The following is a 15,090-nucleotide window of genomic DNA, read 5'->3' as shown; positions in this document are numbered from 1 at the left end:
ATAAAAGAGTCCAGGGACGAATTTCTCCCGCGCAGCAACAAAAAGCCGTGATGTTTCAACTTCCTACACTCGTAGAATAAAACCATTGACACGGCCCCAGGCCAGTGTCAACATGCGTAGAACTACCCCTGCCGGTGCCCGGCAGTCCGGCCCGCCCGCTCGCGGCGGGCGCGAGGAAGGGGAATCCATGACGCTGCTCGAAATCCGGGAGCTCACCGTCGGCGTCGTCACCGACGACACCGAACGCGAACTCGTGCGGGAGCTCTCCCTGGACCTCGGGCAAGGGCGGACGCTCTGCGTGGTCGGCGAGTCCGGCAGCGGCAAGACCGTGACCGCCCTGTCGATCATCCGCCTGCTCGAATTCGTCGCCCCCGTGCGCACCCGCGGCGAAATCGCCTTCGACGGCGTGGACGTGACGAAACTGCCCGCCGACGCGATGCGTGCCTACCGCGGGCCGCGGATCGGCATGATCTTCCAGGAGGCCCTGGACTCACTGAACCCGAGCCGCCGCGTCGGCCACCAGCTGACCGAGGCCTACCGCGAACCCGGGTCGCTGCCCGGCCAGGCCGCCCGCCGCGGCAGCCCGCTGCGCAAGCGGGCCGAAGCCAAGGCGAAGCGGCTGCTGACCGAGGTCGGCCTCACCGACACCGACCGGATCCTGCGGCTGTACCCGCACCAGATGTCCGGCGGCATGCAGCAGCGCGTGATGATCGCGCTGGCCCTGATGGCCGACCCGGACCTGCTCATCGCCGACGAGCCGACCACCGCGCTCGACGTCACCACGCAGGCGGAGATCCTCACGCTCTTCGACCGCGTGCGCCGCGACCACGGCACCGCCTGCGTGTTCATCACCCACGACATGGGCGTCGCCGCGCAGGTCGCCGACCGGATCGCGGTGATGTACCGCGGCCGTCTGGTCGAAGCGGGCTCGCGCGACGAGGTCCTGATGCGGCCGAAGCACCCGTACACCCGGGCGCTGCTCGGGTGCGTGCCGCAGCTCGGCGTCGACCGCCGCGGCGGGTTCCCGGTCATCTCTTCCACGATGACCCTCGAGACGCCGGCCGCGCAACCCCAGCCGGACCACGTCCACCGGGGATCTCCGCTGACGATCAGCCGAGCGTCCAAAGTGTACGGACGAAGAGGACACCGGGTCGAAGCGGTGCGGGAGGTCTCCCTGGAAATCCCGCCCGGGGAGTTCTTCGGCCTGGTCGGCGAGTCCGGCTCCGGCAAGTCGACCCTCGGCCGGTTGGTGACGGCGCTCGAACCGCCGACTTCGGGAACCGTCACCTTCGGTTCCCATGGGATCGACTCCGCCGGGCTCACCGGGGGCGAACGGGCGTTCCGCCGCCGCGTCCAGCTCATCTTCCAGGACCCGCAGAGCTCGCTGGACCCCCGCCACACCGCCGCGCGGATCATCGCCGAGCCGCTGAAGGAACTGACCCCGCTGCGCGGCGCCGAGCTGGACCGCCGGGTCGCCGACCTGATCGACGAGGTCGGGCTGCCGAAGGACACCGCCGGGAAGCTGCCGTCGCAGCTGTCCGGCGGGCAACGGCAGCGCGTCTCCATCGCGCGGGCGATCGCCGCCGGGCCCGAGCTGATCGTCGCCGACGAGCCGACCTCGGCCCTGGACGTCTCGGTGCAGGGCCAGGTGATGAACCTGCTGCTGGACCTGCGCCGCACCCGCACGCTGAGCCTGCTGTTCATCACCCACAACCTCAGCCTCGTGCTGTCAGTGGCCGACCGCGTCGGCGTGATGTACCGCGGCGAGCTGATCGAAACCGGGACACCCGACGAAATCCGTCTCTCCCCCGAGCACGACTACACCCGTCGGCTGCTCGCCGCCAACCCCGACCTGCCCGCCCTCCCCCACACAGGATCGACGCGCCCATGAAGAGAACTCCCCTGCTCGCCGCCCTCGCCGCCGCGGCCACCCTGCTCGCCGGCTGCACGGGCAGCGCCGGAACGACCCCGGCCGCCGACGGGCCACCGGTCCGCGGCGGCAACCTCACCGTCGCCGTCCCCACCGATCCGCAGTCGCTCGACATGGTCGCCAACCCCGGCCAGGTGACCGCGCAGATCGGCAACATGATGTACGAGAAGCTGTTCGAGGTCGATCAGCACTTCGTCGCCCGGCCGATGCTCGTCGACACCTACACGATCAGCCCCGACCGCCTCGCCTACACCTTCAAGCTGCGCCAGGGTGTGACGTTCCAGGACGGCAACCCGCTGACCGCCAACGACGTCGTCGCGAGCCTGCAGCGCTGGCAGAAGAGCCACCGCACCGGGCAGCTGGTCACGCCGGACATCGCCGCCATCACCGCGCCCGACCAGGCGACGGTGGCCATCGACCTCAAGCGGCCGCGCTACCCGCTGATCGACGAGCTCGCCGGCGCGGGCACCGAGATCTACGAGGCGAAGAACCTCTCCGGCCTGCCCGCCACCGGGTTCGGCCAGGACAAGGCGATCGGCACCGGCCCGTACAAGCTGAAGAGCTGGGACATCGGCCAGCAGCTGGTGCTCCAGCGCTACGACGGCTACCGGTCGCGGTCCGAAGAGGACTGGGGCGGCCAGGCCGGCGCCAAGCACGCCTACCTCGACACCGTCACCTACAAGGTCGTCGGCGACCAGGACGCGCTGATCAACGGCCTGCAGACGGGCCAGTGGGACCACGCGATGCCGGCCAACGACCAGTACGAGCAGCTCAAGGCCAATCCGAACCTGGTGGTGCACAACCTGCCCGGCGGCAACGAGAACGTCGTCATCCCGAACTTCAACCCCGGTTCCAAGTTCGCCGACCCCCGGGCCCGCCAGGCACTGAACCTGCTGCTCGACAAGCCCGCCATCAACGCGGCGACCGGCGGCAGCAAGGACCTGACCATCGAGACGGGTGCGTTCGCCTCGCCGGACAACAAGGCGTCCTACTCGACCGCCGGTGAGTCCGTCTACCGGGAACACGACCCGGCCCGCGCGGAGCAGCTGCTCGCCGACGCCGGCGTCACCACCGGGGCGACGATCCACATCGTCACCACGAACTCCTACCCCGAGTTCGGCAAGTGGGCCGTGCTCATCCAGGACGCGCTCGGCAAGATCGGGCTGCAGACCAAGATCGACACCTTCGACTTCGCCACCATGCTCGGCACCCTCACCAAGGACCCGGGCGGCTGGGACATCACGACGCTGTTCTTCGACTCGTCGCTGACCTCGCCCGCCCAGATGCCCGCGCTGACCCTCGGCACGCTGAACGGCTCGTCGTCGCCGGAGCTCGACGGGCTGCTGGCCGAGTTCAACGCCTCGGCCACGCCCGAGCAGGCCAAGGCCGTGATCGACAAGCTCCAGGCGTTCACCTGGAAGCAGCTGTCGGTGATCACGCTGAGCCAGTCGAAGCTCTGGGCGGCCTACACTCCGCGGCTCAAGGGCTACGGCGACTTCTACCGGGTGTTCTGGAACTCCTGGCTGGCCGCATGACCGGGGTGCTGCTGCGCCGGCTGCGCGACCTGGTGATCATCCTGGTCATCGTCGGCACCATGATGTTCTTCGTCATCCGGCTGATCCCGGGCGACCCGGCCCAGGCCATCCTCGGCCCGACCGCGCGCCCGGCCGACGTTGCCGCGCTGCGCACGAGCCTGGGCCTCGACGGCTCGCTCTGGCAGCAGTACCTGAGCTGGGCCGGGCACGTGCTGCACGGCGACTTCGGCACGTCGATCACCTACCACCAGCCGGTCCTCGACGTCGTCGCCGCGCACATCGTGCCGACGCTGACATTGGCCGTGCTCTCGACGATCGTCAGCTTCGTCCTCTCGGTGGCGATCACGGCGTGGCAGGCGGTGTCGCCGCGCAACCCGGTGGCCCGCACGCTCGACCGGCTGTCCTCGCTCGGGATGGCGATGCCGGACTTCTGGATCTCGCTGGTGCTGGTGCTGGTGTTCTCGGTGACGCTGCGGTGGTTCCCGTCCAGCGGCTACCACGACCTGCTCACCGACCCGGTGGCCGCGGTGCCGGCCCTGGTGCTGCCGGTGACCGTGCTCGTCATCGGGCAGACGGCGCTGTTCGTGCTCACCCTGCGCGAGAGCGTGCTCGGCGAGCTGCCGCTCGCCTACCTGCGGACCGCCCGCGTCAAGGGCCTGCCGGAGCGGCGGGTCATGCTGAAGCACGTCCTGCCGAACGCGCTGATGCCGCTGGTGACGCAGCTGGGCAGCAACTTCGCCATGCTCGTCGGCGGCATCGTGATCATCGAGTCGATCTTCGTGGTGCCCGGCCTCGGGCACCTGCTGATGGGGGCGGTGTCCACCCGCGACTTCCCGCTCATCCAGGGCGTGACGTTGTTCGTCGCGGTGCTGTTCGTGGTGGTCAACCTGCTGGTCGACCTCTCGTACGCGCTGCTCGACCCGAAGGTGCGTGTCGCATGAGCCTCGCCGTCGCCGAACCGGCCACCTCGGTGGACGGTCCCCCGCCGGGGCGCGCGTCCCGGGCGTTCCGGCGCAACCGGACCCTCGTCGTGTGCTCGCTCCTGCTCGGCCTGATCGTGCTGGCCGTGGTCGTGCTGCCGTTCTTCCTGCCGAGTGTCAGCGCGACCGACCCGGTGCACCGCCTGCTGCCGCCTTCGGGCGCGCACCCGCTCGGCACCGACTCGTTCGGCCGGGACGTGCTGGCCCGGCTGGTGTCCGGCGGCCGCGCGTCGCTGGGGTTGTCGGCGCTGATCACGGTGTGCGCGGCCTTCTCGGGAATGCTGATCGGCCTGGTGAGCGGCTTCTACCGGGCCGCCGACGCGGTGCTGATGCGGCTGATGGACGCGTGGATGTCGTTCCCCGCGATCATCCTGGCGATGGCACTGGCCATCGCGCTGGGCGCGAGCATCTGGACCGAGCTGATCGCGCTGACGGTGATCTTCACGCCGTTCACCGCCCGGGTGATCCGCAGCCGCGTGCTCGGCATCGCCGGGCGGCAGTACATCGGCGCCGCCCGCGTGTCCGGGATGAGCCGCGGCAAGATCCTGCTGGTGCACGTGTTCCCCAACGTGCTGCCGCTGGCGCTGGTCCAGGTGGTGATCCTGGCGGCGGCCGCGATGCTCGTCGACGGCGCCATGAGCTTCCTCGGCCTCGGCATCGCCCCGCCCACGCCGACCTGGGGCAACATGATCGCCGAGGGCCGGTCGTACCTGGTCACCGCGCCGTGGCTGGTCGTCGTGCCCGGCGTGACGATCATGGCCTGCGTGCTGCTGCTCAACCTCGCCGGCTCCGCGCTGCGGATCGCCGTCGACACCCGTGCCCGGACGCTCGGCGAGCTGCAGCGCCTGCGCCGGGCTTCGTGAGAAAGGACCTCCTTGACGCTCACCTCCCTTGCCGTCCGCCGGTTCACCCCGGACGGGCCGGCCGCCGGGGCGCCGGTGCTGCTGCTGCACGGGTTCGCCTCCGACGGGCCCACCGACTGGATCAGCACGGGCTGGCCGTCGGCGCTCACCGCCGCGGGCCGTCCGGTGCTGGTGCCCGACCTGCCCGGCCACGGCTCCAGCCCGGCGCTCGCCGACGTAACGCCGAAGGCGATCGCCGGGGAACTCGCTCTCGTGGCCGGCGAAGTGTCCGAAGTGGACGTCGTCGGCTACTCGCTCGGCGCGCGGCTGGCGTGGGAGCTGCCCGCGGTGCTGCCGGTCCGGCGGCTGGTGCTGGGCGGGCTCAGCCCGCACGAGCCGTTCGGCGCGGTCGACGTCGAGGCCGCACTGGCCTTCGCCGGCGGCGGGCGGCTGCCGGCCGACCCGCTGACGGCGGCGATCGCCCGGATGATCACCGCGCCCGGCCGCGACCCGGCCGCCCTCGCCCGGTGCATCGAAGGCCTCCGGCGGGAGCCGTTCGCACCGCGGGCCGGCACGGTCACCGTGCCCACCCGGTTCGTCGCGGGCCGGGACGACCCGGTCAGCCAGGGCATCGAGACGCTGGTCCCGCTGGTGCCGGGCAGCGACCTCGTCCAGGTACCCGGCGACCACGGCGGCGCCCTGCGCGGCGCCCCCTTCCGCACCGCGGCCCTCACCTTCCTCACCACCTGATCGGCCTCAGGGGCGGCGCCTTCCGGGAAAGCGCCGCCCCTGAGCCGTCACCAGGAACCGTCGGGGGCGACCGCGTGGTCGAGGCGGAGGTGGTCGAGGGCCGCGCGGATCTCGGGCCCGTGCTCGCGGGCCAGGAGCAGCGCGCCGAGGTTGTCGGTCAGCTGTTCGGTGCGGGTCACTCCGAACAGGACGTTCGCCACCGGCTCGTACGCCAGGCAGAAGGCCAGCGCGAGCTGGGCGCGGGTGGCGCCGAAGTCCGCCGCGACGCGCCCGATTTCCGCCGACGCGGCCACGATGTCCGCCCGGATCCCGCCGACGTCCGCGCCGATCTTGCGGGCCGGTGTGGCGTTCCCCAGCAGGACACCGCCTTCGAAGACGTCGGACGCCTGCAGCGCCAGCCGCCCGCTCGCGAAGTGCTTGCGGTAGGGCTCGCCTTCGGCCATCGAGCGGCGCGCGATCGAGTACTTGAGCTGGGCGAATTCCGGCCCCGGGAGACCTTCGCGATCCGCGAACTCCAGTGCTGCGTCCAGGTCCGCGGCGAGCCAGTTGTTGACGCCCCAGCCGCCGATCCGCCCGGCCCGGATCTGCTCCGCGACCTCGGCGACGACCCGCGGGACGTCCAGCCGCTCCCGGTAGTCGCCCACCACGACCAGGTCCGCGTACTCCGTGCCGATCCGGCCCAGCGACGTCTCGAGCTGGCCGGCGAAGCCGCTGCGCGGGTAGTCCCAGAGCCAGAGTTTTCCGCACAGCACGTAGTCCTCACGCGCGATCCCGGCCTTCCGCACGACCTCGCCGAAGAGGATGTCCGTGCGCGAGTTCTCCGCGTGCGGGCCGAAGTCGTAGTGGGCGACGTCGAACAGCGTGACGCCGGCGTCGACGGCCGTCCGGAGCAGCCGGACGGCGTCGTCGAACGCCATCCGGTCCCAGGTGTTCCACGAGCCGAGGCCGAAGGCCGATCTTCCGAGCACGGGTTTTCCTTTCGCCGCAGCACATCTTTCATCTACGATTGTAGAATGAAAACACGGGTTGTGGTGGTCACGGGCGGCGCGAGCGGAATCGGCCGCGGGGTCGCCGAAGGATTTCTCGCCGCGGGCGACCGGGTGGTCCTGGCCGATGTGGACGCCCGGGCCGCGCACGACGCCGGTCGCGAAATCGGCGCCGAGCACGTCGAACTCGACATCGCGGATCCCGCGTCGGTCGAGGCGGCGGCCGCCCTGGTGGCGGACCGGTTCGGGCCGGTGGACGTGCTGGTCAACAACGCCGGGCTGGCCGGCGGCGGCGGTCCGCTGACCGGCCTGGACGTCGAGGTCTTCGACCGCTGCCTGCGGGTCAACTTCCGCGGCACGTTCCTGATGACCCGCGCGGTGGGCGCGCACATGGCCGCGGCCGGGACGCGCGGGGCGATCGTGAACATCTCCTCGATCGGTGCCCGGCAGCCGACGCCCGGGCTCGGCCACTACGAAGCCACCAAAGCCGCGGTCGACGCGCTGACCCGGTCCGCGGCGCTGGAACTGGCGCCGCACGGGATCCGCGTCAACGCGGTCGCGCCGGGACCGGTGCTGACGCCGATGACGGCGGGGTTCGCCGCAGACCCCGCCGCCCGCGCGGCTTGGGAGGCCCGGATCCCGCTGGGCCGCATCGCCGCCGTCGGCGACGTCGTCCCGGCCGTGGTGTTCCTGGCCTCGCCCGCCGCCGGGCACATCACCGGGGTGAGCCTGGCGGTGGACGGCGGCCAGCTGCTCACCTGACTATCCTTTGTGGACGATCCGGCCGCCGGTCACGGTGAGTTCGACGGCGACCGACGGCAGGTCCGCCAAGGCGACCGCCATCGGGTTCGCGGCCAGGACGCAGAAGTCGGCCACCTTGCCCGGCTCCAGGGATCCCTTCCACGCCGCGGATCCGTCCTGTGCCGCGGCTTCGCTCGTGTAGCAGCGAAGCAGCCGTTCGGTGAGCTCGGGCGTGGCACCTCGCGCACCCAGCAGCTCGCCCGCCGCCGCGAGGTGGACGCGCCAGTCGGGGGTGACGACCGGCGCGTCGCTGCTCAGCGTGAGCTGCACTCCGGCGTCGAGGACGTCCTGCAGCGGCCACGCCTTCGCGGCGACGTCCTCGCCGAGCGCCGTGGCGACCATCGGCCGCATCGCGGTGGCGATCGCGGGTTGCGTGGTCAGCCCGACACGATGGGCCGCCATCCGCCGCAGTTGCGCCGGGGTGACCAGGTCGCCGTGCACGAGGTGGTCACCGGCCCGCAGGTGCTCGAGAGCGGTCTCGATGCTGCGTTCGCCGGTGGCGTGGACGCCGACGACGAGCCCGGCTTCATGAGCCAGCGAGATCATCGCCGCCAGGTTGGCCGCGCGCCGGTCGTCGTCCGGGCCGTCGACGAGCAGGGTGCCGTGCGTGCCGTCGGCGTAGCAGTGGTGGGTCCAGGCCGTGCGCATCGGCGGGATGCCGTCCGCGAAGATCTTGACACCGGTGACGGCCAGCCACTCCGGATCCGCCGCCGGCACCGGGGTCACCAGGCCGCGCGCGAAGTCCGGCAGCGAACTGGCGCCGTCGAGGAGACCGAACAGGCGCAGCACGGTGACCCGGGCCCGCAGCCGGCCTTCGCGCTGCAGGACCGCGTACTCGTCGACGACTTCGGCCGAGAAGCAGCCGGTCTCGCCCGGACCGAGGCCGGGCTCGGTGTAGCTCGTGATGCCCAGCGCCGCGCAGACGTCGCCGGCCCGCAGGATCGCGGCCCGGCGGTCTTCCGCGGTGACCACCGGGGTTTCCTCGTGTGGCGCGCCGAGCAGCGGGTGTGGCCACCGGGCGCCGAGCCAGGTCGCGTGCAGATGGGCGTCGTTGATGCCGGGCAGCACCGTCCGGCCGGCGAGGTCCACGACTTCGGTGTCCGGTCCGATGTGGCCGGTCAGGTCGCCGCCGGCCGCGGCGATCCGGCCACCGCGCACCGCGAGACCGGTGACCGTGCCCGCGGAGCCGAAGGTGTGCACCACCCCGCCGCGGACCACCAGATCCGCCGGGTGGATCCGTTGTGCCGTCATGGTTTCCTCCCGAACCTGGACTTTTTCTTCCACGACTGTAGACTAAAAAGATGGCCCTGCCCACCACCACGGAGGCCGCCGTTCTCACCGGCCACCGCGCTCCCCTCGAACGGCGCGAGCTCCCGCTTCCCGGCGAACCGGAGCCGGGCGCCGCGCTCGTCCGGCTCACCTGCACCACGTTGTGCGGCACCGACGTCCACCTCTGGTCGGGGCGGATGAGCCTGCCCGGCATGCTCCCGATGGTGCTGGGCCACGAGATGGTCGGCGAAGTCGTCGCCACCGGCCCCGGCACCACCGACACCCTCGGCCGCGATATCCGGCCCGGCGACCGCATCGGCTGGTCGGAGTCGACGTGCGGGAAGTGCCACGGGTGCACGATCCTGCGCGAGCCGGTCGCCTGCGAGCACCGCGGCTACGGCTTCCTCCAGCGTGCCGACCGGTTCCCGTACGCTACCGGCGGCCTGGCGCGGTACTGCTACGTGACGCCCGGCGCGGCGAAGCTGCTGCTGCCGGACGACGTCCCGGATATGTGGGCGTCGATGTCGGGCTGCGCGGGCAAGACCGTGTTGCGCGCGGTCGCCCGGTCCGGCGGCATCCGTCCGAACGCGACAGTCGTCGTGCAGGGCGCGGGGGCGCTCGGCGTGTTCGCCACGGCGGTCGCCCGCCTGTGCGGTGCCGGGACGGTGATCACCGTCGGCGGTCCCGGCGAACGTCTGGCCGTGGCCGAACGGTTCGGGGCCACCGCGACCGTTGACGTCGAGTCCACTCCGGACGAACGCATCGAGCGGGTGCGCGAGCTGACCGGCGGCCGCGGCGCCGACCACGTGTTCGACTTCGCGGGCGGCCCGACGATCGGCGAGGAGGCCGTCGCCTTCGCCGCCCAGCGCGGGACGGTCGCGCTCGTCGGATCGACCGGCCCGGTGCCCGTCCCGGTACCGCTGGGCACGGTGATGGGCAAGGAACTGACGCTCGCCGGCTCCCTCAACGGCGACATCGCCGACTACCACCGCTCGGTCGGGTTCTTCCGCGCCTTCGCCGATCGGATGCCATGGGACGAGCTGTTCAGCCCGCCGGTCGGGCTGGCCGGCGCGTCCGCCGCCGTCGAGTCGATGTCCCGGCTCGGCGAGCTCAAAGCCGTCATCGACCCCCGACTTCCCTAGGAGCGTTCCCGTGCCCATCCCCCAGCGCCGCATCGGCCGCGACGGCCCGCGCACCGGCGTGCTGTCCCTCGGCTCGTGGCACACCTACGACCGGATGGACTTCCGCGAAGCGGTTTCGCTGCTGCGGACCGCCGTCGACGCCGGGATCACGCTCTTCGACGTCGGGGTGTACGGCCTGCCCGGCAGCCCGCCGGTCTTCACCGACGTCCTGTTCTCGGCCATGGTCCGGGCCGCGGGCCTGCGCCGGGACGACTACCTGCTCTCGGCCAAGCTGTGGCTGGAGGGCTACCCGGAGCACAGCCTGCGCGCCCAGCTGGAGAACGCGTTCTTCCGGGCCGGCGTTTCGCACGCCGACCTGGTGATCCTCGGCGACCTCCGGCGCGCCGACACCGACCTGCACGCCCTCGTCACCGACCTCGCCGAGTTGCACGACGCGGGGCTGATCGGGCGGTGGGGCGTCAACAACTGGTCGGCGTCGGCCATCGAGGCCGTCCACGGCTTCTCGGCCGCGGACGGCGTACCCGGTCCGGCGATCGCCCAGCTGAAGTACAGCGTGGCGCGGCGGTCCATTCCGGACGGCGAGCCGTTCGCTTCGGTCTTCGAGCTCGGAGTGTCGCTCCAGGCGTCCGACGTCTTCGAAGGCGGGGTCCTGCTCGGGAAAGGCGGCCGCCAGGTCGGCCGGGACCCCGGTGACGTCCGGCAGCGAATCGCGGACTCGGCGGCGGACCTCGCAAAGGTGGCCGAGAGCGTCGGGGCGACCCCGGCCCAGCTGTGCCTGGCGTTCACCTTCACGCACCCGGCGAACACGACGACGTTGTTCGGCGCCACGAGTGTGCGGCAGCTCGAGGACAACCTGAAGGCGGTCGCGCTGGCCGAGCGGGTGGGCGCGGCGGAACTGCGGGCGCTGGTGGAACCGTTCTGGGCGGACCGGGACGCCGTCGATCCGGAGGGGCCGTGAACCTCTCCGCCGAGACGCTCCCCGCGATCCGCGCGTCCTTCCGCAACCCCACGCCGGCGGAGGCCATCGGCGACCGGGACATCACCTGGTCGGACCACGCGCTGGACGGCGGGGTCGTGGTCACCGTGCTGCAGCCCCGGCACCCGCGGTCGGACGCCCCCGGCCTGTACAGCATCCACGGCGGCGGGATGGTGATGGACGACCGGTTCGCCGACCTGCCGCGGCTGGTGCCGTTGATCGAGGAGTTCGGGTTCGTCTGCGCCACGGTCGAGTACCGGCTCGCGCCCGAGCACCCGCACCCGGCGCCGCTCGAAGACTGCTACGCGGGCCTCGTGTGGTTCGCGTCGGCCTTCGGCTTCGAGCGGCTCGTCGTCGGGGGCGGCAGCGCCGGCGGCGGGCTCAGCGCCGGGGTGGCGCTGCTGGCCCGCGACCGCGGCGGCCCGGCACTGGCCGGGCAGCTGCTGCTGTGCCCGATGCTCGACGACCGGACGTCGGCCGACCTCCCGGACCTCGTGTGGACGAAGCAGGCCAACGACTTCGGCTGGCGCAGCCTGCTGAACGGGCAGATCTCGCCGTACGCGGCCCCCGCGCGGATGGCGGACTTGAGCGGCCTGCCGCCGGCGTTCGTCGAGGTCGGCGGGGCGGAGCTGTTCCGCGACGAGGACGTGGCCTACGCCCAGCGGCTGGCCCAAGCGGGGGTTCCCACCGAGCTGCACGTCTGGGCGGAGGCCCACCACGGCTTCGACCGGTTCGCCCCGGAGGCCGAGGTGACCCGCGCGGCGCTGGCCGCGCGGTCCTCGTGGCTGCGGCGCCTGCTCAGATCCCGATGAGGAACCGCGCGGCCTGCTCGCCGACCAGAACCGCCGGTGCGTTCGTGTTGCCCGTCGTCACGCGGGGCAACACCGACGCGTCGGCGACCACCAGGCCGTCCAGGCCGGGCACGGCCAGCCGCGGGTCCACGACCGCGTCCGGACCGGTGCCCATCCGGCAGGTGCCGACCTGGTGGTGGTACGTGATCGCCGTCCGGCGGACGTACTCGCGGACGTCGGTGCCCGGCGCCGGGTACCGCGGCCGGGCGCCCCATTCCCCCGCCAGCGCCGGCGCGCGGCCGACCTCGAGGCACTGCTCCACCGACGCCACCAGGCTCTCGAAGTCCGCCGGCGCGGACAGGGCGGCAAGATCGATCAGCACTTCGTCGTCGGGCGAAGGGCCGGACAGCTTCAGGCTTCCCCGGCTCTCCGGCGTGACCATGCCCGCCATCAGCGAGAACCCGGTCGGCGGCCCGGACATCCACGGCTCGTACATCGGCACGCTGAAGCAGATCGGCTGCGTGTCGGGCACCGCCAGGCCGTCCCGGCTGCGCCAGAACCAGTGCACCTGCGTCACCGGCCTGCCCGGCGCGGACGCGACCTCGCGGGAGGTCGAGAAGATGACCGGCGAGAGCAGGTGATCGTGCAGGTTGCGCCCCACGCCCGGCAGGTCCGCGACGACGTCGAGGCCGAGCGCGCGCAGCTCGTCCGCCGGGCCGACGCCGCTGCGGAGCAGGATCGCGGGCGAGGCCAGCGCCCCCGCGGCGAGCACCACCAGGTCCGCGGAAAGCTCCTGCAGCACGCCGTCGAGAGCAACCACCACACCGGTCACGCGCGAGCCGGAGAACCGGAGCCGGTGCACCAGCGCTCCCGTGTGGACAGTCATCCGGGCGGCCACCGGCGCCCCGTAGGCGTGCCAGGTGTTGAACCGCCGGCCACCGCGCAGGGTGATCCGCTCGACGGAAACGCCGTCCAGGTTCCCGCTGTTGTAGTCCGGGTTCAGCGCCAACCCGGCCGAGACGCAGGCGTCCATTATGGACTGCTGGACCGGGTGCAGCGGCTCGTTCGGGACGACCTCCAGGAGGTCCTTCTCGATCCGCGCGAACACCGGCTCGACGTCGGCCCAGGTCCAGCCGGGCAGGCCCCAGCCGTCGTAGTCGGCCGGGGCGCCGCGGACCCAGATCATCGCGTTGAGGGCGTGCGACCCGCCGAGCACCCGGCCGCGCGGCAGGTGCAGCCGCCGGCCGGCGGCGTGCTCCTGCGGCACCGTGTACAGGTCCCAGTCTTCGGGACCGTGCCACAGCTCCCCGGCCCGGGCGGGGTCGTGGATCGCCGGGTTGACGTCCTCGCCCCCGGCCTCCAGCAGCGTCACCGCCGCGCCCGCGTCCACCAGCCGCCGCGCCACCACCGAACCGGCCGAGCCGGCGCCCACCACGATCACGTCCATGCGGCCCAGCCTGACGCGCGGCCCGCACCCCGCACGGGATCCCTTCGCGGTCGGTCAACGGGCGTGCGGGAGCGGACAAGACCCGCGGCGGCCCGCCGCCCGATACTCGGTTCACCCCAGGCCGAGGAGGACACCGGGATGGCGACACGCCTCTGCATCGACGGACAGTGGACCGAAGCCGGTGGCGGCGCGCTCCCGACCCGCGACCCGGCCACCGGCCGGATCCTCGAAGAGGTCGGCACGGCTTCGCGGGCCGACGTCGACGCCGCCGTCGCGGCCGCGCGGCGAGCGCTTTCCGCGCCCGGGTGGGCCGGGCTGCTGCCGGTCCGGCGCGCCGCCCTGCTGTTTCGCCTCGCCGACCTCGTCGAGCAGCACCACGAAGAACTGGCCCGGCTGGAAACCCTGGACCAGGGGCAGCCGATCGCGGTGTCCCGGCAGGTGAGCGTGACCGGCGCGGCCGAGCACTTCCGGTACTTCGCGGGGTGGGTCACGAAGCTGCAGGGCACCACGAACCCGGTGTCCTTCCCGGACACGCTGCACTACACCCGCCGCGAGCCGGTCGGGGTGAACGCGCTGATCACGCCGTGGAACTTCCCGCTGATGATCCTCGCCTGGAAGCTCGCCCCCGCGCTGGCCACCGGCAACACCGTGGTGATCAAGCCCAGCGAGGTCACGCCGCTGACGAGCATCCGGCTGGTCGAGCTGGTGCACGAGGCCGGGATCCCCGCGGGCGTGGTCAACCTCGTCACCGGTGACGGCGCCGTCGGCGCTCTCCTGACCGGGCACCCGGACGTCGACCACGTCTCCTACACCGGTTCCACGGCGGTCGGGAAGCTGATCACGGCGGCGAGCGCGGCGTCCAACCTCAAGCGGCTCACCCTCGAACTCGGCGGGAAGGCCCCGAGCATCATCGCGGCCGACGCCGACATCGACGCCGCCGTCGCGGGCAACCTCGCCGGCGCGACGCTCAACACCGGCCAGGTCTGCGCCGCGTACACGCGCTTCTACGTGGACCGCAAGCGCGAGCAGGAGTTCGTCGACAAACTGGCCCGCGGCCTGGAAGGCCTGCGGCTCGGGCCCGGCACCGAGGAGACCACGCAGGTCGGGCCGCTCGTGTCCGAGAAGCACCGCGAACACGTCGACTTCCTGGTCAGCACCGGCCGCGACCAGGGAGCCGACCTGGTGACCGGCGGGAACCCGCTCGACGGCGACGGCTACTTCTACACCCCGACGCTGTTCGCCGGCGTCCGCGACGACATGGCGATCATGCGCGAGGAGATCTTCGGCCCGGTGCTGGCCGTGACGGCCTACGACGACGGCGACGAGCCCCTGGCCCGCGCCAACGACACCGAATACGGCCTGGCCGCCACGGTGTGGACCCGCGACATCCGCACGGCGCAACGCTACGCGGACGGCCTCCGGGCCGGCGCGGTGTTCGTCAACATGCCGCCGATCCCGGACATGGCGGCGCCGTGGGGCGGGTACAAGGCGTCCGGCTGGGGCCGCGAGATGGGCCCGTGGGCCCTCGACGCGTACACCGAGACCAAGTCCGTCTGGCTCCATTACGGCGGCTGAAGGGGGTTTCCCCGCGCCATAGATCGTATATTATTTGAGATACTTTCTTCCGAACCGGCAGGCAGG

The 15,090-nt window shown here is 72.2% G+C and carries 13 protein-coding genes; 10 read left to right on the top strand and 3 right to left on the bottom strand.

Annotation, left to right across the window (positions count from 1 at the left end; translation table 11 throughout):
• Positions 1–187 precede the first annotated feature (187 nt).
• The 5 genes from H5965_RS21455 to H5965_RS21435 all read left to right on the top strand — a co-directional run bounded on the left by H5965_RS21455 (position 188) and on the right by H5965_RS21435 (position 6,037).
• The gene (locus tag H5965_RS21455; protein WP_310971821.1) at positions 188–1,891 is read left to right on the top strand and encodes an ABC transporter ATP-binding protein; all 1,704 of its coding nucleotides are present in this window, start codon (positions 188–190) and stop codon (positions 1,889–1,891) included.
• Positions 1,888–3,465 carry an ABC transporter substrate-binding protein gene (locus H5965_RS21450; RefSeq protein ID WP_310971820.1) on the top strand — a complete coding sequence of 526 codons (1,578 nt, stop codon included), beginning with the start codon at positions 1,888–1,890 and terminating at the stop codon, positions 3,463–3,465. Before H5965_RS21455 ends, H5965_RS21450 begins: the two co-directional genes overlap by 4 nt.
• Positions 3,462–4,406: an ABC transporter permease gene (locus tag H5965_RS21445; RefSeq protein ID WP_310971819.1), complete on the top strand. Its 945-nt coding sequence runs from the start codon at positions 3,462–3,464 to the stop codon at positions 4,404–4,406. The genes H5965_RS21450 and H5965_RS21445 overlap by 4 nt, the downstream gene beginning before the upstream one ends.
• Positions 4,403–5,308: an ABC transporter permease gene (locus H5965_RS21440; RefSeq protein WP_310971818.1), complete on the top strand. Its 906-nt coding sequence runs from the start codon at positions 4,403–4,405 to the stop codon at positions 5,306–5,308. Before H5965_RS21445 ends, H5965_RS21440 begins: the two co-directional genes overlap by 4 nt.
• A gap of 75 nt (positions 5,309–5,383) precedes the next feature.
• Positions 5,384–6,037 carry an alpha/beta fold hydrolase gene (locus H5965_RS21435; RefSeq protein ID WP_310972032.1) on the top strand — a complete coding sequence of 218 codons (654 nt, stop codon included), beginning with the start codon at positions 5,384–5,386 and terminating at the stop codon, positions 6,035–6,037.
• A 47-nt stretch (positions 6,038–6,084) separates the two neighbouring features.
• Here H5965_RS21435 and H5965_RS21430 read toward each other — a convergent pair whose 3' ends face one another.
• The gene (locus H5965_RS21430) at positions 6,085–7,005 is read right to left on the bottom strand and encodes an aldo/keto reductase (protein ID WP_310971817.1); all 921 of its coding nucleotides are present in this window, start codon (positions 7,003–7,005) and stop codon (positions 6,085–6,087) included.
• Between the two features lie 45 nt (positions 7,006–7,050).
• Here H5965_RS21430 and H5965_RS21425 point away from each other — a divergent pair, with 45 nt between their 5' ends.
• A complete protein-coding gene (locus tag H5965_RS21425; RefSeq protein ID WP_310971816.1) occupies positions 7,051–7,785 on the top strand; it encodes an SDR family NAD(P)-dependent oxidoreductase in 735 nt (244 codons plus the stop codon).
• Here the strand turns inward: H5965_RS21425 and H5965_RS21420 are convergent, their stop codons facing one another.
• On the bottom strand, positions 7,786–9,075 hold the full coding sequence (locus H5965_RS21420) for an amidohydrolase family protein (protein ID WP_310971815.1): 1,290 nt from the start codon (positions 9,073–9,075) through the stop codon (positions 7,786–7,788).
• Positions 9,076–9,131: 56 nt separating this feature from the next.
• Between H5965_RS21420 and H5965_RS21415 the strand changes: the two genes are divergently transcribed.
• Genes H5965_RS21415 through H5965_RS21405 form a run of 3 tightly spaced genes read left to right on the top strand, consistent with a single transcriptional unit; the run spans position 9,132 to position 12,023 of the window.
• On the top strand, positions 9,132–10,235 hold the full coding sequence (locus H5965_RS21415; protein ID WP_310972030.1) for a zinc-binding dehydrogenase: 1,104 nt from the start codon (positions 9,132–9,134) through the stop codon (positions 10,233–10,235).
• A gap of 10 nt (positions 10,236–10,245) precedes the next feature.
• Positions 10,246–11,193: an aldo/keto reductase gene (locus tag H5965_RS21410; RefSeq protein ID WP_310971814.1), complete on the top strand. Its 948-nt coding sequence runs from the start codon at positions 10,246–10,248 to the stop codon at positions 11,191–11,193.
• Entirely contained in the window at positions 11,190–12,023 is an 834-nt protein-coding gene (locus tag H5965_RS21405; RefSeq protein WP_310971813.1) for an alpha/beta hydrolase fold domain-containing protein, read from the top strand. The genes H5965_RS21410 and H5965_RS21405 overlap by 4 nt, the downstream gene beginning before the upstream one ends.
• Here H5965_RS21405 and H5965_RS21400 read toward each other — a convergent pair.
• Positions 12,010–13,449 carry a GMC family oxidoreductase gene (locus H5965_RS21400; RefSeq protein ID WP_310971812.1) on the bottom strand — a complete coding sequence of 480 codons (1,440 nt, stop codon included), beginning with the start codon at positions 13,447–13,449 and terminating at the stop codon, positions 12,010–12,012. The two genes, H5965_RS21405 and H5965_RS21400, sit on opposite strands and share 14 nt — an antisense overlap.
• A 138-nt stretch (positions 13,450–13,587) precedes the next feature.
• On the opposite strand from H5965_RS21400, the gene H5965_RS21395 reads away from it, so the two are divergent.
• Entirely contained in the window at positions 13,588–15,024 is a 1,437-nt protein-coding gene (locus tag H5965_RS21395) for an aldehyde dehydrogenase family protein (protein WP_310971811.1), read from the top strand.
• The last annotated feature ends 66 nt before the right edge of the window (positions 15,025–15,090 follow it).

This window comes from Amycolatopsis sp. 505, from assembly GCF_031625235.1.
GTDB lineage: Bacteria > Actinomycetota > Actinomycetes > Mycobacteriales > Pseudonocardiaceae > Amycolatopsis.
This window is presented reverse-complemented; position numbering and strand designations above follow the sequence as displayed.